We start from the raw sequence: 26,513 nt of genomic DNA, 5'->3' as shown, positions 1-26,513 counted from the left end.
CAACCAGGACCTGTTACGTCACTCACGGCGGCCCTCCTCAGGTGGGGTATTCACACCTGCAATCCGGGCCAATAGCGCCGCGTCGCGTGGAAACACCCGTTCCAGTCGGTGGGTCAGCTTGGTGTCATGCGCCGCAAGATTCAGTACAGCCGCAAACTCGGGGTCTTCAGACATTTTCTGCCACCGCCGGCTTGTCTCTAATTCGTCGGCGCTACTGGCCTCTTTTTGGAACGATGAACCACCGCCATAGCTTTGCACCTGACCCAGGCTATTATCGCACACAGGCAAGTCCAGCTGCGCCAGGATTGATGCGCGATAATCCTCGCTGCGCATCCAATCGTCGTAGCAGATACAGGTGAAGCCCAAATCATCGGCCTGTTCCACCTGTTTCAACAACAGCCGGTAATTGTCTATAGCATGCAACAGGATCGCGTTGCGTCTGAGCAGGCTATAGGAATCATTGGCCTGCATTTTTTTCAGTAGGGAAGCGGCCCAGTTCAGGAAACTCCGATAGATCAACACATCACCGGTCAGCAATGTCTCGTCAAACGGTTCCGACACCATTCGCATTGGCGCGAAATTTGCAGGCGTCACATCCTCGTATGAGATCAGCAACATAGCGCCATCCTCGGCGCGTGCCGTGACCGAGGCCAGGTCCCTGCGCGCCTTGCGATGTGGCGCAATCTTTCCATCCAACTCGATCGAGCGAAAACTTTTGAACGGATCGGTGGTGGGTTTGCAATTGTTCATAAACACCGAATGCCCCGAAGGTGCATTGCGTTGCAGCCAATTGGCTATGGCATGATTGCCCGACCGACGCATGCCAAACATACGCAGCGCCTGCCCCGGAACAAATCCAAGGCGGGTCCATTCTCTGGGCTGTCCAGCATCCATTTGGCGATCCATAGCGGTCATTGTCCCACCTCAGGAAAAAAGCAGACGCCGCCCATAACGCTCCAGATGGCACAGGCAAGTGCAGACCGGGGCGCAACACGTCCCGGCACTACCGTCGTTTTATCCACCAAAACCATCCGGCAGCCGCCTCAGAACGTCCGCGCTTTGGGCGCGACCTTCTCCAAGTTGATACCGCCTTCTTTTTCCGTGGTCAGTGGTTGGACCACCACTGGGCGGTGGCTCAGGTCAACCGATGCGCCATCAACCCGGCTGATGGTGTGTACCCGCCAGTTCGCATCGTCGCGTTCGGCGAAATCCTCATGCGCGTGGGCGCCACGGCTTTCCTTGCGCGCTTCGGCACCGTGGATGGTGGCCAGCGCGTTGGGCATCAGGTTGGCCAGCTCCAGCGTTTCCATCAAATCCGAGTTCCATACCAGCGAGCGATCCGTGACCGACAGGTCATCCATCTTACCCGCAATCGCAGTCATTTTCTCGACACCCTCGCTTAGGGTTTTCGAAGTCCGGAACACAGCTGCGTCGGCCTGCATGGTTTTCTGCATTTCCAACCGCAATTCGGCTGTGGCGACATTGCCCTTGGCATGGCGCAGCCCGTCAAAACGGTCAAATGCAGCATCAATCGCTGCCTGGTTCAGCACCGGATTGGGGGCTTCGGCATCGACAACTTTACCGGCACGGATGGCCGAAGCGCGGCCAAAGACCACCAAATCGATCAGCGAGTTAGAGCCAAGACGGTTGGCCCCATGCACCGAGGCACAACCGGCCTCGCCCACGGCCATCAGGCCGGGAACCACCGCGTTGGAATCTTTCTCGGTTGGGTTCAGCACTTCGCCCCAATAGTTGGTCGGAATGCCGCCCATGTTGTAATGCACGGTCGGGATCACCGGGATCGGCTCTTTGGTCAGATCAACACCGGCAAAAATCTTGGCGCTCTCGGAAATACCCGGCAGCCGTTCGGCCAGTGCCTCGGCTGGCAGATGCGACAGGTTCAGGTGAATGTGATCACCTTCGGCGCCGACACCGCGACCTTCGCGGATTTCCATGGTCATCGAACGTGACACATAATCGCGCGGAGCAAGATCCTTGTACTGGGGCGCATAGCGCTCCATGAACCGCTCGCCTTCCGAGTTGGTCAGATAACCACCCTCGCCGCGGGCACCCTCGGTGATCAGACAGCCCGAGCCGTAGATGCCGGTCGGGTGAAACTGAACAAATTCCATGTCTTGCAAAGCCAGACCCGCACGGGCCACCATACCACCACCGTCACCGGTACAGGTATGGGCAGATGTGGCGCTGAAATAAGCACGGCCGTAACCACCAGTGGCCAGAACAACCATCTTGGCGTTGAACACATGCATGGTGCCGTCGTCCAGTTTCCAGCAGACAACGCCCTGACACCGTCCATCCTCAGACATGATCAGGTCGATGGCGAAATACTCGACATAAAACTCAGCGTTGTTCTTCAGCGACTGGCCATACAGCGTGTGCAGGATCGCGTGACCGGTCCGGTCTGCCGCAGCACAGGTCCGCTGAACCGCCGGGCCATCGCCAAACTCGGTGGTGTGACCACCAAACGGGCGCTGATAAATCTTGCCTTCTTCGGTCCGCGAGAAGGGCACACCGTAGTGCTCCAGCTCATAAACCGCTTTCGGCGCCTCACGCACCATATATTCCTGCGCGTCCATGTCGCCCAGCCAGTCACTGCCTTTGACGGTGTCATACATATGCCACTGCCAGTTGTCCGGACCCATGTTCGACAGCGAGGCCGCAATGCCGCCCTGCGCCGCAACTGTATGCGAGCGGGTCGGGAACACTTTGGTCACACAGGCCGTGCGCAGCCCCTGCTCTGCCATTCCCAGTGTAGCGCGCAATCCTGCGCCACCGGCACCAACGACAACAACGTCATAATCATGGGTTTCATATTCGTAAGAAGCCATTCGTTCAGAGCTCCGATATCAAAGGGCGATGCGTGCGATAGCAAACAAGCCCGCCGCAATAAGGGTGTAAGAAAAGGCCGTTGCAAAGATCAGCGTCAGTTTGCCTGCGACTCCATGCATATAGTCTTCGATCGCGGCTTTAGCCTCATGCATCACATGCAGGGTGATCACAATCAGGCTCAATGCCATGACAAGCGCCGGGAAGGGGCGGCCAAAGTAGGCCAACACCTCTTCATGGGTACCACCCAGCCCATAGCCGAAGGTGAAGATGAAAAGCGGAACCAAAGGCACCAAAAGGATAGAACTAACCATCATCTGCCAATGATGATGCGTCCCGGAACCACTGGCGCCCAGACCCTCGGCTCGTTTGCGGTCGGTCAAATATCGCATAATATCGCTCCTTAAACCACGAGGGCCGTGATAGCCGTCAGGACGGTTGCGCCAATGAACATGCCCAGGCCCATCTTGTTGGACACCTCAACTTGCACCAAATATCCAAAATCCCAGATCACGTGACGCAGTCGACCCAGCATGTGATACCACAGTGCCCAGGTAGCGCCGAGCAGAACCAAGCTGCCAAACCAGCTGCGCAGCAGCCCATCAATAACAGCAAAAGATCCCGCCGAGGTTGCAGCGGCCAGCAACCACCAGACCACCAGCAGGGCCAGCCCCAATGATGCAATCCCGGTGATCCGAACCATGATTGACGACACAGACGTCAGCTGCGGGCGATAAATACTCAAATGAGGCGAAAGCGGGCGATTACCCCGATTGACATCGGCCATGGTGGCTCCTCTTCGGTTGGCTGACGGTGTTTTAGCGGATTTTTACCGGCTGTCACCCGAACGAATGGTAAATATTCGTGGTATTTCGCCTGTTGGCGCTAAAAAATCACAGTTGTGATCACAGCATTCAGGCTTGTGATCACATAATTGCAATTTGTAGAAGTTTCGCAGAATCAGCCCCCTTACCTCAAAATCACCGCAAGCGCTGAAGCTGCGCGGTCTGACGCGCCACCTCCCGCAACAGCTTCATGCGAATACGCCCGGGATAATCGGCAAAGCTCTCAGCGGTTGCAACAAAAGCCCCTTCGCCATGGATCACGTTTTCATAGAAGTAACTGGTCAGATCGGCATCGCTCTCTTCGATGGCTATGGCATTTACGGTCACCTCCGCCTGAACCAGTACCGTATCCAACCCGGTTGGCGATACGCCTTCATTCGAGGTTCCATCCCCCGAAAGATCAATCACCCGCCGGGCGCAGACGGGTACATCGTCAAATTGCGCCACCGCGCGCAACAGCGCCTGACCAATTGCCGTCGAATAATTGCGCCACGGCCGCTCCACCTGCTGGATACGGTTCGCCAGCGCCTCCACTGCTGAAAAATCAACGATATCCACCCACGGAATGCTAACCTCTTGCCGAGTGGATCCCGACCATTGGATCAGCATCACCTGCGCTTTGCCACGCACCAAGGCCTCTGCCACCACCCCGTCGCGCAGGCCTTCTGCCAGGCCATCCATCTGAATACGATATTCCTCAGAATCCACCGATCCCGACACATCAACCGCCAACACCAACGCCAGATCGCAGGCCCGCCCACCAACAGGAAAACCAAAAAAGAATGCAAAACTCAAAACCCGAAAAAACACCATGGCGATAACTTAACAAGCAAATCGCAAATCCCCGATCACTTTTACGCCAGCCCCGGCCGGGCCCACAGGGTCCGCCTTTCATCTGGCCAAAAATATCCCGGGGGTCTGGGGGCAGAGCCCCCAGCCATCAACAGCCATCAACAGCCATCAAATCAGACCGGCATCAACGCCCAATAATCCAGATCCAACAACACGCCCGGCAGATACTTGCCGTCCTCGCCCTTCAAGGTAAACGGCTCCGCCCCGCTGGCGGCAACCAACCGCAACCGAATAGCACCGACCCCCGGCGCCGAAGTCTCAGCCTTGTCCAACACTTCAGACCAGGCCCGCACCGTCATCCCTGATGCGCAGGGGTTTGCATGCGCGCCCCCATTCAGCCCGACAATCATCTGCGCATTGGCCAGCCCGTTGAACGACAGCGCCCGCGCCATCGAGATCACATGCCCGCCGTATATCAACCGAGATCCATCCGGCCGCGCCGTAGCATCAAAATGCACTTTGGCCGTGTTCTGCCACAGCCGCGTGGCGATCATATGCTCGGCCTCCTCGATGGTGACCCCATCCACATGATCAATGGTCTCGCCCACGGCGTAATCGCCCCAGTGATGCGGCTCGCCCGCCTGATCAAAATCATAACCCGAAAAATCCAGCCCCTCGGGGATCACCAGATCTTCGACAGGGATCACTTTTTTCAGTGCCGGGATCACCGTTTCTGGTGCCGGTGCCTCCAGATCCTTTTTGCGCACCATGACCCAGCGCACATACTCCATCACGGTCTCTTCCCGCTGGTTCACCCCGCGGGTGCGCACATAGACCACACCCGATTTGCCATTCGAGTTCTGCTTGACCCCGATTACCTCGGACTCTGACCGCAACGTGTCGCCCTCATAGACCGGCAGGAGCCACCGCCCCTCAGCGTAGCCCAGATTGGCCACCGCATTCAGTGACACATCCGGCACCGTCTTGCCGAACACAATGTGGAACGCCGCCAGATCATCCAGCGGCGATTTGGGCAGACCTGACCGACGCGCAAATTCATCCGAGGAATACAGCGCGTGACGGGCCGGATACAGCGCATGATACAGCGCCCGCTCGCCCCCCGATACCGTGCGCGGCACCGCGTGACGCAACACATCACCCACGGCGTAATCCTCGAAAAATCGTCCCGAATTTGTTTTGGCCGATCTGGTCTTACTCATCCTAGCGCTTCCCATTTAGTTAACTTTAGATACTCGCCCACCCCGGAAAGGCCCCGATAGGGCAAGGACTGCGTTTAACAGCACCTGCGCCGGGATGGGGATAACACGGCTGGAACCGCCCTAATGTGCGCTCAATTTGGTGTCGGGCGTATAGGTGCCCTCAACCTCTTTCACCACCGACTGGCCACAGCGCATAACGCCTTTGACCGGGTCAAAGGCCTCGGTGGGGCTGCCATACAGCTCCCAGCCTTTGTTCAGCGCATCCGTGACCTTATGACAAAAGGCCGACGTGTCGTCCTCGCTAAGGAACCGATAGAGTTTCATAGTGTTTTATCCTGGAAAGGGTGAAGGCCCGATAAGCCCGTGAACATAGCCAATGACAGCCAACAAAAGGATCGAGATCGCAAAGAACATCGCGTCTTTGGCGATGGTTCCCTTGGGGTTTGGCGTCCAGTTGGGCTCGGACCGGTTGATGACGATCACTTCGATCACACCCCAGGCCAGCAACCCGCCAAACAGGATGATCGACGCCAAATCGCCATTGACCAGCAAATGCGCGGCTGCCCATAGCTTGAAACCAATCAGCATCGGATGCCGCATCTTATAGAAAATCGCGCCTTTGCTGGGCCCGGGGCTGGTGAAATACAGCGCAATCAACACGGCCAGATTGTTGATGTGATTTAGAAACGGCGCCGGTTCCCAAACGGGAATAAAGTCCATGCTGCGATAGCCCAGCACCATCAACACAATCGACCCAACCAGGGCCAGTGCAACCAGCCCCTTGCCCTTGTCTCCCATAGATGCGCGCATATCTGGCGCAACCCGTTTGAACAGATGTGCAGCAATCCACAGCAGGATGCCTAAGACCAATAGTGTCATGTCAGTTTCCTCAAGACGTTATTTTGATCAACGCCTATGCGGAAACCGCGGCGATTGCATCCGCTTTTGCAATAATCTCGCGTGCCGTGACCACATGCAGGTTTTCCACAATTTTGCCATCAACAACAGCAACCCCCTGCCCGGCAGCCTCGGCCTCTTCAAAACCGGTGATTTGGCGCCGGGCCAGATCCACCTCATCGTTTGACGGCGCAAAGGCGGTATTGGCGACATCCACTTGCGCCGGATGGATCAGTGTTTTGCCGTCAAATCCCATATCGCGGCCTTGGCTGCATTCCTCTGCCAGTCCCTCGGCATCTTTGAACGCATTATAGACGCCATCAATGATCACCAACCCCTCGGCCTTGGCCGCCAGCAAGCACAGACCCAGCCCAGCCATCAGCGGCATACGGTCCGCCCGAAACCGCACCTGCAGCTCTTTTGCCAGATCGTTGGTCCCCATGACCATGCCCTGCAGTTTCGGATGCGTGGCAATCTCGGCCGCGTTCAACATGCCGCGCGGGGTTTCCATCATCGCCCAAATCGGCAATTCGCCAGTGATCTCGGCCAGCGCATCCAGATCCGCCAGTGACGAGACCTTGGGCAGCAACACCGCATCGCACGCCATCTGGGCCACGGCCTTGGCATCTGCATGACCCCATTCGGTGTCGAAGCCATTGATACGAACAATCCGCATCCGGGTCCCGTACCCGCCCTGCTGTAACTCTTGCGCCAGCGTATCCCGTGCCGTGATCTTCTCGGCAACTGTCACCGCGTCCTCAAGATCAAAGATCACGGCATCCACTGGCAGCCCCCGGGCTTTGTCCAAGGCGCGCGGTTTTGAACCGGGAATATACAGCACCGACCGAAAAGGGCGCGAACGCATGTCCATATTATCTCTCCAGGTTGTAAAATTGCTAAATCGATAGCGATTCGGTCATAAAATTACAAGAAAAAATATTCTGCATCGCAGCATTTCAACTTTATTATTCAAAGTTCTCAACGGCTAACGTCATAAAAATAAGGGGAGGAACGCCGCATTAATACTTTATCAGCACCTATTTGGCACAGTGGTTACATCGAACCCATTACCTTCCAGCCAGAACGGCGTAGATCGTGGTTTAGAACGGCTTATGGTTCGATAAACGTCAGAAACCGGCTCGCTACGGAACTATCGAGGGTAGTGCGTAATCAAGTTTACGTAGTACAGGCCGCTCCGGAATGAAGGGTAAAACCCATGATGAAGACGATGATCAAACTGACCATGAGCCTGGGCTTCATGGCAATGGCAACTCAGCAGGCCACTGCTGAACAGAACAGAAATTGCGCCCCTCGCGAGGCAGTCGTAGAACGTCTGGCCAGCACTTATGGGGAAAGCCGCCAGAGCATCGGCTTAGGCGAACGTGGCATGGTAATCGAAACCTTCGCCTCGTCGGATACCGGCACTTGGACCATCACTGTAACCACCCCCAATGGCTTAACTTGCCTGGTGGCGTCGGGGCAGTCCTGGGAAGAACTTGCCGAAGCACTGCCGCCTCAGGGCAACGACGCCTGAACCATCAAGGTGTTGCCCCGCAAATGGGCAACTTACAGGTCGAACAGGATCCGGCTATGGTCGCCGCTGCCACCAGACGACCATCGCCGAAGAACAAACATTGGCCGCGGGCGACTACGCCCGCCCATGTCCTTTGTGCCAGGCTTGATGCCCAGGTCCTGAGGTCCGCTATCCCCCCTTTTATGTCCAAATTGGCGCAGCGCCAAAGACCACGCCGTCCTGTCCGCGACTCTCATCAACCACGACGAGAATCGATCAGGATGCGCGACCTCACTAGCGCAAAATCTCTCTTGAAGCCGCCCGCAGAGTGGTCCCTGTGATCACAAAATCAAAAAACATTTTCGCGTCCGCCGACTTTTTTCCCGGCCCGTAACCCCCTAGTTTACAAGTTCTTTAGCGTTATCAGCCAGAAACCGGTCAGGTTGCTGCAACGCCGCGCTGCAGCGCAGAACTCTTGCACGACAGCGCGGAACGCCGTAGGCAACCGGCAATTTCAACCGGACCGGAGACATATTCCCATGGCTAGACCCAAAATCGCCCTTATCGGCGCAGGTCAGATTGGTGGCACGTTAGCCCATCTCGCCGCAATGAAAGAACTTGGCGACGTCGTTCTTTTCGACATTTCCGAGGGCACCCCGGAAGGCAAAGCGCTCGACATCTCGCAGTCCGGCCCCTCCGAAGGCTTCGACGCCTCGCTAAAAGGCACCCAGTCCTACGCTGATATTGCAGACGCCGACGTCTGCATCGTCACTGCTGGTGTGCCGCGCAAACCAGGCATGAGCCGTGATGACCTGCTGGGCATCAACCTGAAAGTCATGAAATCCGTTGGCGAGGGCATCCGCGATCACGCTCCCAACGCTTTTGTCATCTGCATCACCAACCCGCTGGACGCCATGGTTTGGGCACTGCGTGAGTTCTCGGGCCTGCCCCATGCCAAGGTTTGCGGCATGGCTGGCATTCTTGATTCCGCGCGCTTCCGCCACTTCCTGGCCGAAGAATTTGACGTTTCGATGAAGGACGTCACTGCATTTGTGCTGGGCGGCCACGGCGACACCATGGTGCCACTGACCCGTTACTCCACCGTTGGCGGCATTCCTTTGCCCGATCTGGTATCGATGGGTTGGACCACACAGGAAAAACTGGACGCCATCGTTCAGCGCACCCGTGATGGCGGCGCCGAGATCGTTGGCCTGCTGAAAACCGGTTCCGCGTTCTACGCGCCGGCCACAAGCGCCATCGAAATGGCCGAAGCCTACCTGAAAGACCAGAAACGCCTGCTGCCTTGCGCCGCTTATGTTGATGGTGCTCTGGGTCTCGAGGGCATGTATGTTGGCGTTCCCACCATCATCGGAGCTGGCGGCATTGAACGTGTCGTCGACATCCAAATGGATGCTGACGAGCAGGCGATGTTCGACAATTCTGTCAACGCTGTCAAAGGCTTGGTCGACGCTTGCAAAGGTATCGATAACTCGCTGGCATAACCCGTCAGCTTGTATCCGCATCAGGGGCACGTCATATCAATGGCGTGCCTTTTTTGTTTGGAGATCGGTGATCAGATCACATTGGATACGGTTTACATGATCATCGGCGCCCTGCACCAACCCCCAAATCAACGGAACTTCTTTGCGGCGCAATAAGATTGGCAGCGCATTTCGGCCGACGCTCAGGCGGTGCTGGATGGCAGACTGCTGATCCAACATCCGTTCCTGCCCGACGGCCATGGTCTCAACGCCGCAGCTTAATTTGAGAACCCCTCGCCGCTGATCCTGCTGGACTGGCTGCACGGTGTTGGCGCCTATAATCATGCGGCTCGTAGCCCGGTGCTAACACAGCAATGCTGGCGGGCTTTCAACCGTTTGACGCGCGGCAATGCCAGTGGTTTTGCGCTGTTCCTGAATTGAGCCGACCGGACTGGCCAAGGCAGCGATGTTGCGTTTCCTCATAAACCGATGAAAACGAACCACCTGCGTTTCAAACGAATCACTTCCGTAAACGATCCATTAATTTGTGATCACACCCTCAAAAGCTGTGATCACAAATTCCAAAAATCTTAGCTATTTCACCACTTCCTGTAAAATAACTCTTTAACCGCAGGGGTTATCACGGCGTATAAACACAATAATCGCAGTCAGACGGGACAGTTTCAAATGAACATCCACGAATATCAGGCCAAGGCCCTTCTTCGCAGCTATGGCGCACCGGTTTCAGAGGGCCGCGTCGTGCTCAAAGCCGAGGACGCCAAAACCGCCGCAGGCGAAATGGACGGCCCGCTTTGGGTGGTCAAGGCACAGATCCACGCAGGCGGTCGCGGCAAGGGCACCTTTAAAGAGGCCGACGCTGGTGAAAAAGGCGGCGTACGCCTGACCAAATCGGTCGCCGAAGCCGCCGAAGAAGCCAAGAAAATGCTGGGGCGCACACTGGTCACGCACCAGACTGGTCCGGCCGGCAAACAAGTCAACCGCATCTACATCGAAGACGGCGCCGGCATTCAGACCGAACTGTACCTGGCCCTGCTGGTTGATCGTCAGACCAGCCAGGTGTCGTTTGTTTGCTCCACCGAAGGCGGCATGGACATCGAAGAGGTCGCCGCAGCGACTCCGGAAAAGATCCTGTCGTTCAGCGTAGATCCGGCCACTGGCTATCAGGCCTTCCACGGTCGCCGCATCGCGTTTTCACTTGGTCTCGAAGGAATCCAGGTCAAGCAATGCGTCAAACTGATGGGCCAGCTTTACACAGCCTTCCTTGAAAAAGACATGGAGATGCTGGAGATCAACCCGCTGATCGTCACCGACACGGGTGATCTGAAAGTGCTTGATGCCAAGGTATCCTTTGACGGCAACGCCCTGTACCGCCACGCCGACATCGCCGAGCTGCGCGACGAGAGCGAAGAAGACGCCAACGAGCTGGAAGCCTCGAAGTACGACCTGAACTACATCACCCTCGACGGCGAAATCGGCTGCATGGTGAATGGTGCCGGTCTGGCGATGGCCACCATGGACATCATCAAACTCTACGGTGCTGAGCCTGCAAACTTCTTGGATGTTGGCGGTGGTGCCACCAAAGAGAAAGTCACCGAGGCCTTCAAGATCATCACCAGCGACCCCAAGGTCAAAGGCATCCTGGTCAACATCTTCGGCGGCATCATGCGCTGTGATGTGATTGCCCAAGGCGTTGTTGCCGCGGTGAAAGAAGTCGGGTTGCAGGTTCCGCTGGTTGTGCGTCTTGAAGGCACCAATGTCGAAGCCGGCAAAGAGATCATCAACAATTCCGGTCTCGACGTGATCGCAGCCGACAACCTGTCGGACGGTGCCGAGAAAATTGTGAAAGCAGTTAAGGGCTAATCGCGATGTTGGACGTTGCAGCCGCAGCTATCTCAGCATGTCTTGCCACAGCACCCGACTTTGAAAAAGTCGGTACTGAATTTGATCGCTTGGGTTTCTCAGTCGCATCAAAACGGGGCAACGATGTGCGTTGGATGGATCCAGAAGGCCAAGAAGCATTTGTTTCAGAGCTTCCTGGCCTGTCGGTCTGCAGCGTGTGGTTCGACGGTCATTTTCCTAAAGAAACCCGCGACTTAAACAAACTAATCAACCGCGCTTCTGCCGGTCAACCAGCTATGAAAGACGGTCCCCATGGACCTGAGTGGCAGATTGCGCCGGGAATCGTAGTACGAGCACTCAGCAAACAAGGCGATTCATCTCGTTTTGGTGCTGGTGTGTTCGTTTATGGAGAAAATTAAAATGGCAATCCTCATCGACGAAAACACCAAGGTAATCTGACCCACACATGCTGAACCAAACCACATATCGTAACTGCCCTGCCTGCGACGGAAACGACGCAAGCCCGGTGACGGCCTATTCGCCTGATCCATGGCAGATCGCGGATTGCGATATGTGTAACTTCACCTTCCTGCGCAACCCGCCGGATTATGAAGCCCTGGAAGAGGAATTTGCCTGGGAAAAAACCTATGAGGCCAAAAAAGGCTCCGCCCGCGGATCAACCTTTTTCAGCCCCATGGCCCGTCGGATCCGCAACAAGATGGGCATGTACCGTGATAAAACCGGGGCCTTCCGGCGCTGGTTCAATGACGGCAGTGTTCTGGACATTGGCTGCGGCCTTGGCCATCGGATCAGCCCGCCCATGACACCCTACGGCATCGAACTGTCCGTCGGCCTCCACAAACAGGCCGATCAGATCATGCGCGAACGTGGCGGATATTGCCAGCACGGGGCGGGGGCTCAGGCGATCTGGGAATTTGATGAGGCCATGTTCGACGGCATCATCATGAACTCCTATCTCGAGCACGAGACCCAGGTGATGGAGGTTCTGAACGGGGCCCACCGCGCCTTGAAACCTTCGGGCGCTGTGTTTGTTCGCGTGCCCAACTACGGATCGCTAAACCGGCGCGTGATCGGGCCCAAATGGTGCGGCTTCCGCTACCCCGATCACGTCAACTATTTTACATTGCAAAGCCTTCGGGATGTCGCCGCGCGTGCGGGCTTCGACTGTCAGTTGATCAACACGATCAGCCTGCCGGTGGACGACAACATCTCGGTGCTTTTGCGCAAAACCCAATCCCCAAACTAAGGACCAAGATCACATGGCTGTCCTCATCGACGAAAACACCAAAGTTATCTGCCAGGGCCTGACCGGCTCGCAGGGCACATTCCACTCGGAACAGGCCATTGCCTATGGCACCAAAATGGTTGGCGGCGTCACACCCGGCAAAGGTGGCATGACCCACCTGAACCTGCCCGTGTTCAACTCGGTCCACGAGGCCAAGCATGTGACCGAGGCCAACGCCTCGGTGATCTACGTGCCGCCGCCCTTCGCAGCGGATTCAATCCTCGAGGCGATCGACGCTGAGATGGAACTGATCATCTGCATCACCGAAGGCATCCCGGTGCTGGACATGATGCGCGTTCAGCGCGCCCTGGACGGCTCTAAATCCCGCCTGATCGGCCCCAACTGCCCCGGCGTAATCACCCCTGATGCCTGCAAAATCGGCATCATGCCCGGCCACATCCACAAACGTGGTTCGGTTGGTGTTGTGTCGCGTTCCGGCACCCTGACATATGAGGCGGTCAAGCAGACCTCTGACATCGGTCTGGGCCAGTCCACTGCTGTGGGCATCGGCGGCGACCCGATCAAGGGCACCGAGCACATCGACGTGCTGGACATGTTCCTGGACGACGACGAAACCCAGTCGATCATCATGATCGGTGAAATCGGTGGCTCCGCCGAAGAAGAAGCCGCTGAATTCCTGGCTGAACAGAAGAAGAAAGGCCGCTGGAAGCCAACGGCTGGTTTCATCGCCGGTCGCACAGCCCCTCCGGGCCGCCGCATGGGCCACGCCGGTGCAATTGTCGCCGGTGGCAAAGGTGGTGCCGAGGATAAGATCGAAGCGATGAAAGCCGCTGGTATCGTGGTTGCTGACAGCCCGGCAACCCTGGGCGAAGCCGTTCTGAAGGCGATCGGCTAATCATGCTGTCTGCCCGAGCATATGCTCACAGGGCAGCGCCCGACCGGGGTGGGTGCAAAAGCACCCGCCTTGGGGGCGGGCGGCTGCTGCCCGGCGATGCCGGGTGGAAGCTCTCTATTTCCAAATTTTCACCTATTTTTCCAGATCTTGCAGTCAAAAGGACCCATCAGGCCCTTTTTGCCGCAGGATCTGCCTTGCGTTTCACCTTTTTGAAACCACTGGCAGCAACTCTGCCCCAAATGACTTTTCGTCTCTACCCACACGGACACAACCCACTCGAGGTTACAAAATGACCGACCACAGCCCCAACGATCTCTTCCATGCTTCCAGCTTTTTGCAGGGGCACAATGCCGAGTATCTGGAGCAGCTTTACGCGCAATACGCCAATGATCCGGGCGCGGTCGATGCCGCCTGGGGCGAGTTTTTTCGTCAGATGGGCGATGCAGACCTCGACGTAAAGGCCGAGGCCGCAGGTCCCTCTTGGGCGCGCAACGACTGGCCTCCACAGCCGGACGATGATCTGACCGGGGCGCTGACCGGCGAATGGGCTGCGCCGATGGAAACCAAGGCTGCGGGCAAAAAGATCGCCGCCAAAGCCGCCGATACTGGCGTTAAGGTCTCTGATGATGCGATCAAACGGGCGGTGCTGGACTCTATCCGCGCCCTGATGCTGATCCGGGCCTACCGCATTCGCGGCCATCTGGTGGCAGATCTGGACCCGCTGGGCATGCGCTCCACCACGCCACATCCGGAACTTGATCCCCGCACCTATGGTTTCAGCGACGCGGACATGGATCGCCCGATCTTTATCGACAATGTGCTGGGCTTGCAGTTGGCCTCTATGCGTCAGATCGTCGAGATCGTCAAACGCACCTATTGCGGCACTTTTGCCCTGCAATACATGCATATCTCCAACCCCGCCGAGGCCAGCTGGCTGAAAGAACGGATCGAGGGCCTGGGCAAGGAAATCCAGTTCACCCGCGAAGGCCGCAAGGCGATCCTGAATAAGATGGTCGAGGCCGAGGGTTTTGAGAAATTCCTGCATGTGAAATACATGGGCACCAAGCGCTTTGGTCTGGACGGCGGCGAAAGCCTGATCCCGGCGATGGAACAGATCATCAAGCGCGGTGGCGCGCTGGGGGTGCGTGACATCGTCATCGGCATGCCGCACCGGGGCCGCTTGTCGGTTCTGGCCAATGTGATGCAGAAACCCTACCGCGCCATCTTCAACGAGTTTCAGGGCGGCAGCTACAAACCGGAAGACGTTGATGGCTCGGGCGATGTGAAATATCACCTCGGCGCCAGTTCAGACCGTGATTTCAACGGCAATATCGTGCACCTGTCGCTGACCGCCAACCCCTCGCATCTTGAGGCGGTGAACCCGGTTGTGATCGGCAAGGTCCGCGCCAAGCAGGACCAGCTAAAAGACCAGGACCGCACCAAAGTCATGCCAATCCTGCTGCACGGCGATGCCGCCTTTGCCGGTCAGGGTGTTGTGGCTGAATGTTTCGCCCTGTCGGGTCTGCGCGGTCACAAGACCGGCGGCACCATGCATATCGTGGTCAATAACCAGATTGGGTTCACCACTGCGCCACACTTCTCGCGCTCATCCCCCTATCCCACCGACAACGCGCTGGTGGTCGAGGCGCCGATCTTCCACGTCAACGGCGACGACCCCGAGGCTGTGGTCCACGCCGCCAAGGTGGCCACAGAATTCCGCCAGAAGTTCGGCAAAGACGTTGTGCTGGATATCTTCTGCTACCGCCGCTTTGGTCACAACGAGGGCGACGAGCCCATGTTCACCAACCCGGTGATGTACAAGAAGATCAAAACCCACAAAACCACGCTGTCGCTTTATACCGAACGTCTGGTCAAGGATGGCTTGATCCCCGAAGGCGAAATCGAAGACATGAAGGCCTCGTTTCAGGCCAAGCTGAACGACGAGTTCGAGGCCGGCAAAGACTATAAGCCAAATAAGGCAGATTGGCTGGACGGTCGCTGGAAGCACCTGGACACCAAAGACGAAGATTACCAGCGCGGCAAGACCTCGGTGAGCCCGGACACCTTTGCCGAAGTGGGGGCCGCATTGTCGCAACTCCCCGATGGTGTGCCCGTCCACAAAACCGTTGGTCGCCTGCTGGATGCCAAGAAGCAGATGTTGGCAGATGGCAAGGGCTTTGACTGGGCCACCGCCGAAGCACTGGCCTTTGGCTCCTTGCTGACCGAAGGCTACCCTGTACGTCTGTCAGGTCAGGATGCCACCCGTGGCACCTTCTCTCAGCGGCACTCGGGTCTGGTCAATCAGGACACCGAAGAACGCTACTACCCGCTGAACAACATCCGTGCAGGTCAGTCGCAATACGAAGTCATCGACTCGGCCCTGTCGGAATACGCGGTGCTGGGGTTTGAATACGGCTATTCGCTGGCGGAACCCAACGCACTGACCCTGTGGGAGGGCCAGTTTGGTGACTTTGCCAACGGCGCTCAGATCATGTTCGATCAGTTCATCTCCTCCGGCGAAAGCAAATGGCTGCGGATGTCCGGTCTGGTCGTCCTGTTGCCACACGGGTTTGAGGGTCAGGGCCCCGAGCACTCCTCGGCACGTCTGGAGCGGTTCCTGCAGATGTGTGGTCAGGACAACTGGATTGTGGCCAACTGTACGACACCGGCCAACTACTTCCACATTCTGCGCCGCCAGATGCACCGCTCGTTCCGCAAACCGCTGATCCTGATGACACCCAAATCTCTGCTGCGCCACAAGCTGGCCGTCAGCAAGACCGAGGAATTCACCACCGGGTCCAGCTTCCACCGGGTGCTGTGGGATGATGCCCAGCACGGCAACTCTGACACCCAGCTGGTTGCTGACGATAAGATCAAGCGCGTGGTTCTGTGTTCGGGCAAGGTCTACTATGACCTGCTGGCCGAGCGGGACGAGCGCGGCATCGACGATGTCTATCTGATGCGCGTCGAGCAATATTACCCGTTCCCGGCCATCTCGATGGTGAAAGAGCTGGAGCGTTTCAAGCAGGCAGATATCGTCTGGTGTCAGGAAGAGCCCAAGAACCAGGGCGCCTGGACCTTTATTGAACCCAACATCGAATGGGTGCTGACCCGTATCGGTGCCAAGCACACACGGCCGCGCTATGTCGGCCGCGCCACATCGGCCTCGCCTGCGACAGGACTGGCCAGCCAACACAAAGCCCAACAAGCTGCGCTCGTGAACGACGCGCTAAGCATCGAAGGAAACTGAACCATGACCACCGAAATTCGTGTGCCCACACTGGGTGAATCGGTTACCGAAGCCACGGTTGCCACCTGGTTTAAAAAGCCCGGCGATGCGGTCGCGGTTGATGAGATGCTCTGCGAGCTGGAAACCGACAAGGTCACCGTCGAAGTGCCCAGTCCCGCCGCTGGCACCATGGGCGACATCATTGCCGCCGAAGGGGACACCGTTGGCGTCAACGCTCTGCTGGCGACCCTGTCTGCAGGTGGTGCGGCCACTGCTGCCCCCACACCAGCCCCTGCCGCCGCGCCCGCAGCCGGTGCCGGCAGCACAGATGTGATGGTGCCTACACTGGGTGAATCAGTCACCGAAGCCGCCGTTGCCACCTGGTTCAAAAAAGTCGGCGACAGTGTCGCGCAGGATGAAATGCTGTGTGAGCTGGAAACCGACAAGGTCTCTGTCGAAGTCCCTGCCCCCGTCGCCGGTGTGTTGACTGAAATCACCGCCGCCGAAGGTTCCACCGTAGATGCCAGCGCCAAACTGGGTGTGATTTCAGGCGCCTCGGTCGCGGCGACGCCGACCTCTGCCCCCGCGGCAGCTGTTGCTCCTGCCGCCGCAGGCAAGGACATCGCCAATGCGCCATCGGCGGAGAAAGCCATGGCCGAAACCGGCCTGAGTGCCGCTGCCGTCACTGGCACGGGACGTGATGGTCGCATCATGAAGGATGATGTTTCGCGCGCGGTTGCAGCCGCTGCCGTTGCACCTGCCGCACCTGCTCCGGCAGCCGCGCCTGTGGCTGTACGTGCCCCTGTGGCAGCCAATGATGCGGACCGCGAAGAACGGGTAAAGATGACCCGCCTGCGTCAGACCATCGCCCGCCGCCTGAAAGAAGCGCAAAACACCGCCGCCATGCTGACCACCTATAACGAGGTCGACATGACCGAGGTGATGGCCCTGCGCAAACAGTACAAAGACCAGTTTGAGAAGAAACACGGCGCTCGTCTCGGCTTTATGTCCTTCTTTACCAAGGCCTGCTGTCACGCCCTGAAAGAAGTGCCCGAGGTCAACGCCGAGATCGACGGCTCCGACATCGTCTACAAGAACTTTGTCCACATGGGTGTCGCAGCTGGTACGCCAACAGGCTTGGTTGTTCCAGTAATCCGCGACGCGGATGCGATGTCATTCGCCGAAATCGAGAAAGCGATTTCAGAAAAAGGCAAGCGCGCCCGTGACGGCAAACTGTCGATGGCGGAAATGCAGGGCGGCACCTTCACCATCTCCAACGGTGGTGTCTACGGCTCGCTGATGTCCTCGCCGATCCTGAACCCGCCACAGTCGGGTATCCTTGGCATGCACAAGATCCAGGATCGCCCGATGGCGATCAACGGAGAGGTAGTGATCCGTCCGATGATGTATCTGGCCCTGTCCTATGACCACCGCGTTGTTGACGGCAAAGGCGCCGTGACCTTCCTGGTGCGCGTCAAAGAAGCGCTGGAAGATCCACGTCGTTTGCTGATGGATCTATAATCCATCTAGGGTTGGCAAAATGCTCTCGGGTTTTGCCAACCTACATTAAAGCCTCTTGCGTACAGTTCGGAGAGTAGAGTGGAACTCAAAGAGTTTATCACAGAAACAATCAGTTCGATTATGTCGGCGTCAGAAGAACTGCAAGTTCAATTCTCTGCCAAGCCTGTCTCTATCAATCCCGCTTTGACTGGAAACGAGCGAGATGCCTTCGACAAAAGCTCCACCGCAAAACGATTTGCGCGTGTGACAAAGGTTGAGTTCGATGTTGCAGTGGTTGCATCGTCTGATACTTCTGGCGGAGGCAAAGCCTCGCTTAAGGTCCTCGGTGTCGGCCTCGATGGAGGAGTTGACCGCAAAACTTCACAGGAGGCAACGAGCCGCGTGAAGTTTGATATTTTTGTTGAACTTCCCTCAAACACTCTCACCCCGGATGCAGACTAATTCCAACCGCCTCCTTCATTTTTTCCCAAATACTCCGGGGGAGGCCCGCATGGGCCGGGGGCAGCGCCCCCTCCCCGCCAACATCTAAAGCGCACTTATGGCCTACCGCGACCCCGAACCGCTAACCTGCCCCTCTTGCGCCAAACGCGCCGAGCTGGTCTGGTTGGTAGGTGAAGGCCCAAACACCAAACCCGGCGAGGGTGCCGCCTATGTCCAGATCCTGGACCCCGGCCCCTGGCTCGAACGAACAACAGATACCGCCCCAGCGTGGCACGGCACCTTGACCTGCCCCGCCTGTGGCGCAACCGTATTGACCAGGCCCTGACATGGGCAAAAGGAGATCTCATCAATGGCAAGCTATGACGTCATCATCATCGGTGCAGGCCCCGGCGGCTATGTCTCGGCCATCCGCTGTGCCCAACTGGGCCTGAAAACCGCCATCGTCGAGGGCCGCGAGACCCTGGGCGGCACCTGCCTGAATGTTGGCTGTATCCCCTCCAAGGCGCTGCTGCACGCGACCCATATGCTGCACGAGGCGGAACATAACTTCACCAAGATGGGCCTGAAGGGCAAATCACCCTCGGTCGACTGGAAACAGATGAAGTCCTACAAGGACGAGGTCATCGGCCAAAACACTGTCGGTGTTGAATTCCTGATGAAGAAAAACAAGATCGACTGGCTGAAAGGCTGGGCCTCGATCCCGGCTGCTGGTCAGGTCAAGGTCGGCGAGGACACCCACCAAGCCAAGAACATCATCATCGCCTCTGGCTCGGTGCCCTCATCCCTGCCCGGTGTCGAGGTCGACAATGACAAAGGCATCGTGGTGGACTCCACCGGTGCATTGGACCTGCCTAAAGTGCCAAAAAAACTGGTCGTCATCGGCGCCGGCGTGATTGGCCTGGAACTGGGATCGGTCTATGCCCGTCTGGGGTCCGAGGTCACTGTGGTCGAATACCTCGACGCGGTCTGCCCCGGCATGGACAAGGACGTCCAGCGTGGCTTCAAACGCATTCTCGAAAAGCAGGGCCTCACCTTCATCATGGGCGCGGCTGTGCAGGGGGTTGATGCCTCTAAAACTAAAGCCAAGGTCAAGTATCAGCCAAAAAAAGGCGGCGACGAGGTAGTGATCGACGCCGACGTCGTTTTGGTCGCAACCGGGCGCAAACCCTATGCAGACGGCCTTGGACTGGATGCCCTGGGTGTGAAACTGACCGAGCGCGGCCAGATCGCGACGGATGCCAAGTGGGCCACAAACGTGCCAGGCATCCATGCCATCGGTGACGTGATCGAAGGCCCGATGCTGGCGCACAAAGCCGAGGACGAAGGCATGGCCGTCGCAGAAGTACTGGCGGGCAAACACGGCCACGTGAACTATGGCGTTATCCCCGGCGTGGTCTACACCACCCCTGAGGTCGCCACCGTTGGTGCGACCGAAGACGCGCTCAAGGCCGAGGGCCGCAAGTTGAACATCGGCAAGTTCATGTTCATGGGCAACGGCCGCGCCAAGGCCGTGCACCAGGGCGACGGTTTTGTCAAAATCATCACCGACAAGGAAACCGACCGGGTGTTGGGCTGCGCCATCATCGGCCCCGGTGCTGGCGATCTGATCCACGAGATCTGTGTCGCAATGGAATTCGGCGCCTCAGCCGAAGACATCGCCCTGACCTGCCACGCCCACCCAACCTTCTCCGAGGCGGTCCGCGAAGCCGCCCTGGCCTGCGGCGACGGCGCCATCCACAGCTAAACCGTTACAAACAAACGACCCAGCCTCTCTTTTTTCAGGGGCTGGGTACTTCCTATTTCAACAACGCATTTTACTGGACAGTCCCCTGAACTGGAAAACACTCACATCAATATGCGCCGCAGGTCTGATTATTGGCTTGGCAGCCCGTGCAGCATTGTCACCGCCCCCACCCAGTCGGGTCGAGCGTATTGTAGAGCTGTTTCAAAAAGTCTGCCTTCCACACCACAGCGGCTTGATCACGGGCCCACCTAAATCTCTTCAGCTTGTTCAGCGTAATTTCTTGCCCAGCCAAAACCGCTGGGTTGACCCGATCTCTTCCAGTTCAGTCAGTTTGACCAGTAGGAGTTGCGAAATTTTGACCTATGCCCCCTTTGCTCTGGATCTGAAACAGGGCAAACACCTCGCGTCGGAAATAGAAAATATCGTAGTGCAAAAATTTCCCATGCTCACCCACGACCCCAACGCCGAAATGCAAGTTGATGATGTTTTCGAAGTCTGGATGCAAGGTGCCCGCGGGTCCAAAGAGCGCTGGGGTGTTGTTCTATTCGTCTATTCACGCCCCAATGAGGCCGGCAGCTCTTTGACGCTGACCCGCCGACTCGCGGTCGAGGCCTGACAGAATTCACAACTTTTCGCCTTCACAAACGGCGGACTATCATTAGCACATGCGCGCTAAATAAACTTTTCACGACGGAACCTCCCGTCTGATGCGTATCATCTCCATTGACCCCATTCGGAGAATGAATTCATGCGCCGCACCTTTGCCACACTGCTTGCCACCTGCCTGCTCAGCAGCGGTGCCATAGCCGAGACCTATTCCGCTGATGTCTGGGCCGACAATTGGTTTGCCATGCATGTTAACGGCACCAAGGTCGCTCAGGACAGCGTGCCGATCACCACCGAGCGGTCGTTCAATGCCGAAAGCTTCAGATTTCAGGCGCAGACCCCGTTCACCATTGGCCTGATCGCCAAGGATTTCAAAGAGAACGACACCGGTCTGGAATACATCGGCTCACGCAGGCAGCAGATGGGCGACGGTGGCGTGATCCTTCAGATCAAAGATGCATCCGGCCAGACAGTCGCTGTCAGCAACAGCGGTTGGCGCTGTCTGGTCATCCACGAGGCACCCTTGGACAAGTCATGCGCCAAGGACCGCAATCCGGTGGCCGGTCAAGGCGCATGCGGGTTCACAGCCACCGCAGAACCACAGGGGTGGAGCGCAGCGGGGTTTGACGATACCCAATGGATCGCAGCCCGCGAATACTCGGAACGCGATGTCCGTCCAAAAGATGGCTATGACCGCATCCGCTGGGACCAGCGGGCCAAACTGATCTGGGGACCGGATCTGGAAACCAACAACACGTTGCTATGCCGTCTGACCGTCAACTAGCCCAGATTTCCCCAACGTCGGAAAAGGGGTGCGAGAAGAAATCTGCCTCTTGCCGACGTCAAATGTTCCCTTTATGTTCTCATTCAATCAACCAAGGATAGGACAGAGAATGATCAAGGGAAGTTGCCTGTGTGGCAAAGTGAAATTTCAGATTTCGGGTGCGCCCTATTCGCTTAGCTATTGCCATTGTTCCAGATGTCGCAAGGCTGCGGGTGTGTTTTCTGCGGTATTGATCGGCAAGGCCGACGATCTTCTGGTCACGCAGGGACAGGATGCGATTGCAAAATTCAAACCCGGATCAAATGCAAAGTTTGAGCGCTGTTTCTGCAAGGATTGCGGCACCTCACTGGGTGACATGGCCAGTGGTGATGCCTATGTGATCGCCGCTTCTGCGCTGGACGATGATCCCAAAATACGCCCAACGCTTCATATCCATACAGCCTCAAAACCGGATTGGTATGATATCGTCGATGATCTGAAAAAGTTTGACGGCGACTACGTCTCCGAGGGATAGGTTTTATGACCGCCCGCCAGCGCAGCGACGCGCTGTCGCGTGTTTTCAACAACCGAACCGCATTTTTAATTGGCCGAACGCTCTGTTTGCGCTCTATTCAAACTGTGTTGTTTAACTCGTACCCGCTCAGAAAGGACTTTCCATGGCCATCTCACTTCAGGTGATCTATCCGATTAGCGAAGGCAAAGCGTTTGATTTTGACTATTATACCACCACACATTTTGATCTGGTGGGCGAACACATGGGAGAGCACATGGACAGCATGCTGGTCACCAAGGGATTGGCCGGTGGACCCGACGTGCCGCCCGGAATTTTTGCGGTGGCGACATTGGTGTTCAAAGATCACGATGCGCTGAACGCCGCCATGGCAGCCGCACCACCAGTTCTGGCCGACATTCCCAAGTTCACCAACGTGGAACCGCAGATGTTGATCGGCGAGGTCATCAGCTAGGCGCAGGCCACAGGGTAACCCATGGGTTACCCTGAACAGCGCCTCACTCAGCTGGCCTGTTCATTGACCGGGTCCAGTCCAAAACCGGCCTCACGCATCAAGGCGTCCGATGCGCCTTCGACCTGTTGCTCCAGTGTTTTCATGAAGTCCCTGCGGTCCATCCCCGGCTTGATCGGTTCCAGAAATTCAACCACGGCGACACCAGGAAAGCGGGCAATGCCCTTGCGTGGCCACAACACGCCAACATTGGTGGCGACCGGCACACAGGTTTGGTTCAGCTGGTCATACAAGACCGCAGTGCCAACTTTGTAGTCAGCCTTGACCCCCGGTTTAACACGGGTGCCCTGGGCATAGATAATCAATTGGCCCGCATCCTGCCGCCCGGCATCAACGTCGCTGACCATCTTTTCAATGGCCGCACCGCGTTTGCCCCGGTCCACCGCGACACAGTCCAGCAGCTTGGCATATTGCCCAATCACCGGGGTGCGCAGGATCTCTTTTTTCATGATGAACTTGGCCGTGGGCAGCGCGGTAAAGATCATCATAATGTCCAGAAACGACTGATGTTTGGCCGCGATCAGAACTTCGCCCTGTGGCGGTGTTCCGCGGACCTCGCACCGGATGCCGACCATCCAGCGGGCCGTCCAGAAAATCCAGCGCGAATAGGTTTTGCAGCAGACCCGCGCGCCCGTTTTGCTAAAGATCGCCCAGGGGGCAAAAAGCAGGCCGATGACAAACATCATCGGATACATCTGCACAGAGAACAGCAGCGCACGCAGGCGCTGAACGGGTGTCATCACGTCAAATCTCCTAGTCTTTTATTCGCAGCCCGGCTGGTGGCGATAAACGCAACCAAGGCGCCAAGCACCGGAATGGCCAATGGCATCAACCAGCCCCAGCTGACAAATCCCAAACCGGTCAGAAAGCCGCCCTCATCCGAGGCCGCAGGCATCAGCCAGACCCCGATCATCCCCAGTGCCACACCAACGCTGCAGCCGATCAGCGCCCGCAGGGTGAAGCGGCGCACAAAGGCATGCGCGATATAGCCATCCTGCGCGCCAACCAGCCGCAGCACCTCGATCACCTGCGCATTGGCGGCAAGGGCCGCATTGGCGGCCAGTGTGATCATCCCGGCCATGGCGCCGCCAATCAACACGATTGAAACCAGCCCCAGCCGCCGCAATGCGCGCGCCGCATCGACCAGTGGCTTGCGCCAGCGGCTGTGGTCGTCCAGCACCGCACCCGGCACCTCGGCCTGCAAGCGCAACCGCAGCCCGTCCTCGTCATATCCTGTTTCAGTTTCGAGAACCTCGATCAGTTGCGGAACCGGCAAACTGTCCAGCGGCAGCTCGGCGCCAAACCATGGGGCCAGTAACGCCGCCTGTTCATCCGCGCTCAGCGCCCGCGCCGATGCCACGCCGGGGGTCTGTTCCAACACGGTCAGGGCCGCCGCCGTCTGCGCCGCCCGCTGATCCGCAGGGGCATTGATCCGCAGGGTCGCCGCGCGGGCCAGCTCGTCCGCCCAGCGATCCGCCAACCGCCCCGAGGCCAGGGATAGCGCCAATGCAAACACCGCAAGAAAGGCCATCGCGGCCGCGACGAACAATGTCAGCTGCGCCGTAAAACCGCTGGGCGGGACAACCCGGTCCGCCTGCGCATCGCCAACAATCAGCTGGCGGATCCGACCATTCATAGATCTGCCCCCGCCAATTGTAATCGCTTGTCCGAAATCCGCAGCACCCGGGTTTGCACCTGATTTTTGGCGGCGCGGATCAGCGCCAGATCATGGGTCGCCACCAATATGGTTTTGCCCATTCGGTTCAGCTCGACCAGCAGCTGCAGCAACCGCTGCGACATTTCCCAATCGACGTTGCCAGTGGGTTCATCCGCTATCACCACCTCCGGAGACAGGATCACCGCCCGCGCCAGCGCCGCGCGTTGCCGCTCTCCGCCTGACAATTCTGGCGGATTTGCATGGGCCCGCTCGGACAGGCCGACCCAATTCATCAGCTCGCGCAGATTGGCCTCTTCCTGGCTCATGTCCTTGCCCGACACCGTTAGCGGCAAGGCTATGTTTTCCACCACTGGCAAATGATCCAGAAACCGGCAATCCTGATGCACAACCCCAACGCGCCGCCGCAGCATTGCCATCTGATCCCGGTCCAGCCCCTTAACATCCATATTAAAGGCCCGCACCCGCCCTGATGTTGGGCTTAGCGCGCCGTAACACAGCTTCAGCAGTGTCGTCTTCCCCGCCCCCGAAGGCCCGGTCAGAAAATGGAACGACCCCGGAGACAGTTGCGCCGACACATTGGTCAGCAGCTCACCACCGCCGTAATTGTACCCTACGTTGTCCAGTTCGATCACGGCCGTCCCCTGCATATATCCAAGCCGTTGTGCCCTAGCAGCCGGGTAGTTTCAATGGGTCGCGCTGTTGCCGGCAATCCCCGGCTTGACCAGTGCTCCGGGCTGGCTTGAATTGTCTCTTTCTTGAAGCGCCGGAACTGCTTATGGTCGCTGGATAAATACCATCCGACAGGAGCGTTTAGCTCAGGAGACACAGAATGCGGCTGACTTGTCCAAACTGCGACGCCCAATACGAGGTACCGGACGAGGTCATTCCGCCCGAAGGTCGGGACGTGCAATGTTCCAACTGCGGCGACACATGGTACCAAACCGCCTCTGACAGCGTGGCCAGGGCCGCCTCCGAAGCCGCAACACCCTCCCGGCCGGAGCAGTCCGCAACTGCTGAAACGCCCCAGGAGACCCAACCCGAACAGCAGTCAGAGCAAACCGCCGATCCCTTTACTGAGGACCCCGGGGCCGAGCCTGAGGACGATTACAGAGAGCCGGACCTCGAGGAGGTCTCGCAACCTTTGCCTGAAACTGCAGAGCCCAGCCCAGAGCCAGCACAGGACCTCTACCCTGATCCATCCCCGACGTCGGAACCGTATGACGAGCCGGTTGCTGACCCCAGTCCCGAGCCCGAGACCCAGACAGAGTTGGACGAGCTGGCAGCGGAAGACGCCCCGGTTGAGGCCCCCGCCCATACCGGTCTTGCACGTGGAATGAACCCCTCGGTCACCGGAATTTTGCGCGAAGAAGCAGAACGCGAGGCCAAACTTCGCGCCGCCGAGGGCGCCGGGTTGGAAAGCCAGCCGGACTTGGGTCTGGATGCGGCAACCACCGACGAGCCGTCGCGACGGGCCACTCAGGCCCGCGATCGCATGGCCCGGATGAAAGGCGAAAATCCAGCCCTTCTTGCGGCCGCCGAAAGCGGCTCGCGGCGGGGGTTGCTGCCAGACATAGACGAGATCAATTCGACCCTGCGAGCCAGTAGTGACCCGGTAGGGGCGGCAGCGATTGCCCCTGAAACCGAGCACCCGGCCCGCCGCAAAAGTGGATTTTCGCGCGGTTTTGCCGTTGTCATTCTGCTGGTGCTTGCACTGGTTCTGACCTACACAAACGCGCCACAGATCGCTGACACCCTACCGCAGGCTGATCCCTATCTCAGCACCTACGTGGCCTGGGTTGATCAGGCCCGATTGTGGCTGGACGCCAAGGTCAGCGGATTTCAATCCAGTCCCTAGGGTAGAAGCCTTTAAC

The 26,513-nt window shown here is 57.9% G+C and carries 29 protein-coding genes; 16 read left to right on the top strand and 13 right to left on the bottom strand.

Annotated features, from left to right (window positions below):
• Window positions 1-18 precede the first annotated feature (18 nt).
• The 9 genes from EBB79_RS02270 to EBB79_RS02230 form a co-directional block, all read right to left on the bottom strand.
• A complete protein-coding gene (locus EBB79_RS02270) occupies window positions 19-915 on the bottom strand; it encodes a hypothetical protein (RefSeq protein WP_238704977.1) in 897 nt (298 codons plus the stop codon).
• Window positions 916-1,043: 128 nt separating this feature from the next.
• The gene (sdhA, locus tag EBB79_RS02265) at window positions 1,044-2,849 is read right to left on the bottom strand and encodes a succinate dehydrogenase flavoprotein subunit (protein WP_127747278.1); all 1,806 of its coding nucleotides are present in this window, start codon (window positions 2,847-2,849) and stop codon (window positions 1,044-1,046) included.
• A gap of 18 nt (window positions 2,850-2,867) precedes the next feature.
• A complete protein-coding gene (gene sdhD, locus EBB79_RS02260) occupies window positions 2,868-3,239 on the bottom strand; it encodes a succinate dehydrogenase, hydrophobic membrane anchor protein (RefSeq protein WP_127747277.1) in 372 nt (123 codons plus the stop codon).
• Between the two features lie 11 nt (window positions 3,240-3,250).
• Window positions 3,251-3,634: a succinate dehydrogenase, cytochrome b556 subunit gene (gene sdhC / locus EBB79_RS02255; RefSeq protein WP_127747276.1), complete on the bottom strand. Its 384-nt coding sequence runs from the start codon at window positions 3,632-3,634 to the stop codon at window positions 3,251-3,253.
• Window positions 3,635-3,827: 193 nt separating this feature from the next.
• Complete coding sequence (locus EBB79_RS02250; RefSeq protein ID WP_127747275.1) at window positions 3,828-4,505, bottom strand: DUF1194 domain-containing protein; 678 nt, start codon at window positions 4,503-4,505, stop codon at window positions 3,828-3,830.
• Between the two features lie 152 nt (window positions 4,506-4,657).
• Window positions 4,658-5,704: a MaoC family dehydratase gene (locus tag EBB79_RS02245; RefSeq protein WP_127747274.1), complete on the bottom strand. Its 1,047-nt coding sequence runs from the start codon at window positions 5,702-5,704 to the stop codon at window positions 4,658-4,660.
• 120 nt (window positions 5,705-5,824) lie between these two features.
• Window positions 5,825-6,028 carry a DUF1737 domain-containing protein gene (locus EBB79_RS02240; protein WP_127747273.1) on the bottom strand — a complete coding sequence of 68 codons (204 nt, stop codon included), beginning with the start codon at window positions 6,026-6,028 and terminating at the stop codon, window positions 5,825-5,827.
• A gap of 6 nt (window positions 6,029-6,034) precedes the next feature.
• Window positions 6,035-6,583, bottom strand: coding sequence for an NnrU family protein (locus tag EBB79_RS02235; RefSeq protein ID WP_127747272.1), 549 nt, complete (start codon window positions 6,581-6,583; stop codon window positions 6,035-6,037).
• A 34-nt stretch (window positions 6,584-6,617) separates the two neighbouring features.
• A complete protein-coding gene (locus EBB79_RS02230; protein WP_127747271.1) occupies window positions 6,618-7,472 on the bottom strand; it encodes an HpcH/HpaI aldolase/citrate lyase family protein in 855 nt (284 codons plus the stop codon).
• Window positions 7,473-7,817: 345 nt separating this feature from the next.
• Between EBB79_RS02230 and EBB79_RS02225 the strand changes: the two genes are divergently transcribed.
• Together EBB79_RS02225 and mdh are read left to right on the top strand one after the other, a co-directional pair.
• Complete coding sequence (locus tag EBB79_RS02225) at window positions 7,818-8,135, top strand: hypothetical protein (RefSeq protein WP_127747270.1); 318 nt, start codon at window positions 7,818-7,820, stop codon at window positions 8,133-8,135.
• Window positions 8,136-8,653: 518 nt separating this feature from the next.
• Window positions 8,654-9,616 (top strand): malate dehydrogenase, encoded by a 963-nt coding sequence (mdh, locus tag EBB79_RS02220; RefSeq protein WP_127747269.1) that lies wholly within the window; start codon window positions 8,654-8,656, stop codon window positions 9,614-9,616.
• Window positions 9,617-9,652: 36 nt separating this feature from the next.
• Here mdh and EBB79_RS02215 read toward each other — a convergent pair whose 3' ends face one another.
• Complete coding sequence (locus EBB79_RS02215) at window positions 9,653-9,940, bottom strand: hypothetical protein (protein ID WP_127747268.1); 288 nt, start codon at window positions 9,938-9,940, stop codon at window positions 9,653-9,655.
• A gap of 342 nt (window positions 9,941-10,282) precedes the next feature.
• Here EBB79_RS02215 and sucC point away from each other — a divergent pair, with 342 nt between their 5' ends.
• The 13 genes from sucC (at window position 10,283) to EBB79_RS02150 (ending at window position 22,907) form a co-directional block, all read left to right on the top strand.
• On the top strand, window positions 10,283-11,476 hold the full coding sequence (sucC, locus tag EBB79_RS02210) for an ADP-forming succinate--CoA ligase subunit beta (RefSeq protein ID WP_127747267.1): 1,194 nt from the start codon (window positions 10,283-10,285) through the stop codon (window positions 11,474-11,476).
• A gap of 5 nt (window positions 11,477-11,481) precedes the next feature.
• Window positions 11,482-11,874 carry a hypothetical protein gene (locus EBB79_RS02205; protein ID WP_127747266.1) on the top strand — a complete coding sequence of 131 codons (393 nt, stop codon included), beginning with the start codon at window positions 11,482-11,484 and terminating at the stop codon, window positions 11,872-11,874.
• A gap of 47 nt (window positions 11,875-11,921) precedes the next feature.
• Window positions 11,922-12,722, top strand: coding sequence for a class I SAM-dependent methyltransferase (locus EBB79_RS02200; RefSeq protein WP_127747265.1), 801 nt, complete (start codon window positions 11,922-11,924; stop codon window positions 12,720-12,722).
• 13 nt (window positions 12,723-12,735) lie between these two features.
• Window positions 12,736-13,617 carry a succinate--CoA ligase subunit alpha gene (sucD, locus tag EBB79_RS02195; RefSeq protein WP_127747264.1) on the top strand — a complete coding sequence of 294 codons (882 nt, stop codon included), beginning with the start codon at window positions 12,736-12,738 and terminating at the stop codon, window positions 13,615-13,617.
• Window positions 13,618-13,906: 289 nt separating this feature from the next.
• Window positions 13,907-16,867 (top strand): 2-oxoglutarate dehydrogenase E1 component, encoded by a 2,961-nt coding sequence (locus tag EBB79_RS02190; RefSeq protein WP_127747263.1) that lies wholly within the window; start codon window positions 13,907-13,909, stop codon window positions 16,865-16,867.
• A gap of 3 nt (window positions 16,868-16,870) precedes the next feature.
• On the top strand, window positions 16,871-18,367 hold the full coding sequence (gene odhB, locus EBB79_RS02185; RefSeq protein ID WP_127747262.1) for a 2-oxoglutarate dehydrogenase complex dihydrolipoyllysine-residue succinyltransferase: 1,497 nt from the start codon (window positions 16,871-16,873) through the stop codon (window positions 18,365-18,367).
• Window positions 18,368-18,445: 78 nt separating this feature from the next.
• Entirely contained in the window at window positions 18,446-18,808 is a 363-nt protein-coding gene (locus EBB79_RS02180; protein ID WP_127747261.1) for a trypco2 family protein, read from the top strand.
• 97 nt (window positions 18,809-18,905) lie between these two features.
• Entirely contained in the window at window positions 18,906-19,133 is a 228-nt protein-coding gene (locus EBB79_RS02175; RefSeq protein ID WP_127747260.1) for a hypothetical protein, read from the top strand.
• A 24-nt stretch (window positions 19,134-19,157) separates the two neighbouring features.
• Window positions 19,158-20,552 carry a dihydrolipoyl dehydrogenase gene (lpdA, locus tag EBB79_RS02170; protein ID WP_127747259.1) on the top strand — a complete coding sequence of 465 codons (1,395 nt, stop codon included), beginning with the start codon at window positions 19,158-19,160 and terminating at the stop codon, window positions 20,550-20,552.
• A 355-nt stretch (window positions 20,553-20,907) separates the two neighbouring features.
• Entirely contained in the window at window positions 20,908-21,168 is a 261-nt protein-coding gene (locus EBB79_RS02165; protein ID WP_127747258.1) for a hypothetical protein, read from the top strand.
• A 132-nt stretch (window positions 21,169-21,300) separates the two neighbouring features.
• Window positions 21,301-21,942 carry a PEBP family protein gene (locus tag EBB79_RS02160; RefSeq protein ID WP_127747257.1) on the top strand — a complete coding sequence of 214 codons (642 nt, stop codon included), beginning with the start codon at window positions 21,301-21,303 and terminating at the stop codon, window positions 21,940-21,942.
• A 109-nt stretch (window positions 21,943-22,051) separates the two neighbouring features.
• Window positions 22,052-22,456 carry a GFA family protein gene (locus EBB79_RS02155; protein WP_164860731.1) on the top strand — a complete coding sequence of 135 codons (405 nt, stop codon included), beginning with the start codon at window positions 22,052-22,054 and terminating at the stop codon, window positions 22,454-22,456.
• Window positions 22,457-22,598: 142 nt separating this feature from the next.
• On the top strand, window positions 22,599-22,907 hold the full coding sequence (locus EBB79_RS02150; protein WP_127747255.1) for an EthD family reductase: 309 nt from the start codon (window positions 22,599-22,601) through the stop codon (window positions 22,905-22,907).
• Between the two features lie 47 nt (window positions 22,908-22,954).
• Here the strand turns inward: EBB79_RS02150 and EBB79_RS02145 are convergent, their stop codons facing one another.
• The 3 genes from EBB79_RS02145 to EBB79_RS02135 are packed head-to-tail and all read right to left on the bottom strand — an operon-like array spanning window position 22,955 to window position 25,274.
• Window positions 22,955-23,704 carry a lysophospholipid acyltransferase family protein gene (locus tag EBB79_RS02145; protein WP_127750843.1) on the bottom strand — a complete coding sequence of 250 codons (750 nt, stop codon included), beginning with the start codon at window positions 23,702-23,704 and terminating at the stop codon, window positions 22,955-22,957.
• On the bottom strand, window positions 23,704-24,600 hold the full coding sequence (locus EBB79_RS02140) for a cell division protein FtsX (protein ID WP_127747254.1): 897 nt from the start codon (window positions 24,598-24,600) through the stop codon (window positions 23,704-23,706). Before EBB79_RS02140 ends, EBB79_RS02145 begins: the two co-directional genes overlap by 1 nt.
• Window positions 24,597-25,274 carry a cell division ATP-binding protein FtsE gene (locus EBB79_RS02135; protein ID WP_127747253.1) on the bottom strand — a complete coding sequence of 226 codons (678 nt, stop codon included), beginning with the start codon at window positions 25,272-25,274 and terminating at the stop codon, window positions 24,597-24,599. Before EBB79_RS02135 ends, EBB79_RS02140 begins: the two co-directional genes overlap by 4 nt.
• A 197-nt stretch (window positions 25,275-25,471) precedes the next feature.
• Between EBB79_RS02135 and EBB79_RS02130 the strand changes: the two genes are divergently transcribed.
• On the top strand, window positions 25,472-26,497 hold the full coding sequence (locus tag EBB79_RS02130) for a zinc-ribbon domain-containing protein (protein ID WP_127747252.1): 1,026 nt from the start codon (window positions 25,472-25,474) through the stop codon (window positions 26,495-26,497).
• Window positions 26,498-26,513 lie beyond the last annotated feature (16 nt).

It is taken from the genome of Parasedimentitalea marina (assembly GCF_004006175.1).
GTDB classification, from domain to species: Bacteria; Pseudomonadota; Alphaproteobacteria; order Rhodobacterales; family Rhodobacteraceae; genus Parasedimentitalea; species Parasedimentitalea marina.
The sequence above is the reverse complement of the archived record's forward strand: the minus strand, read 5'-3'. Positions and strand labels throughout refer to the sequence as shown.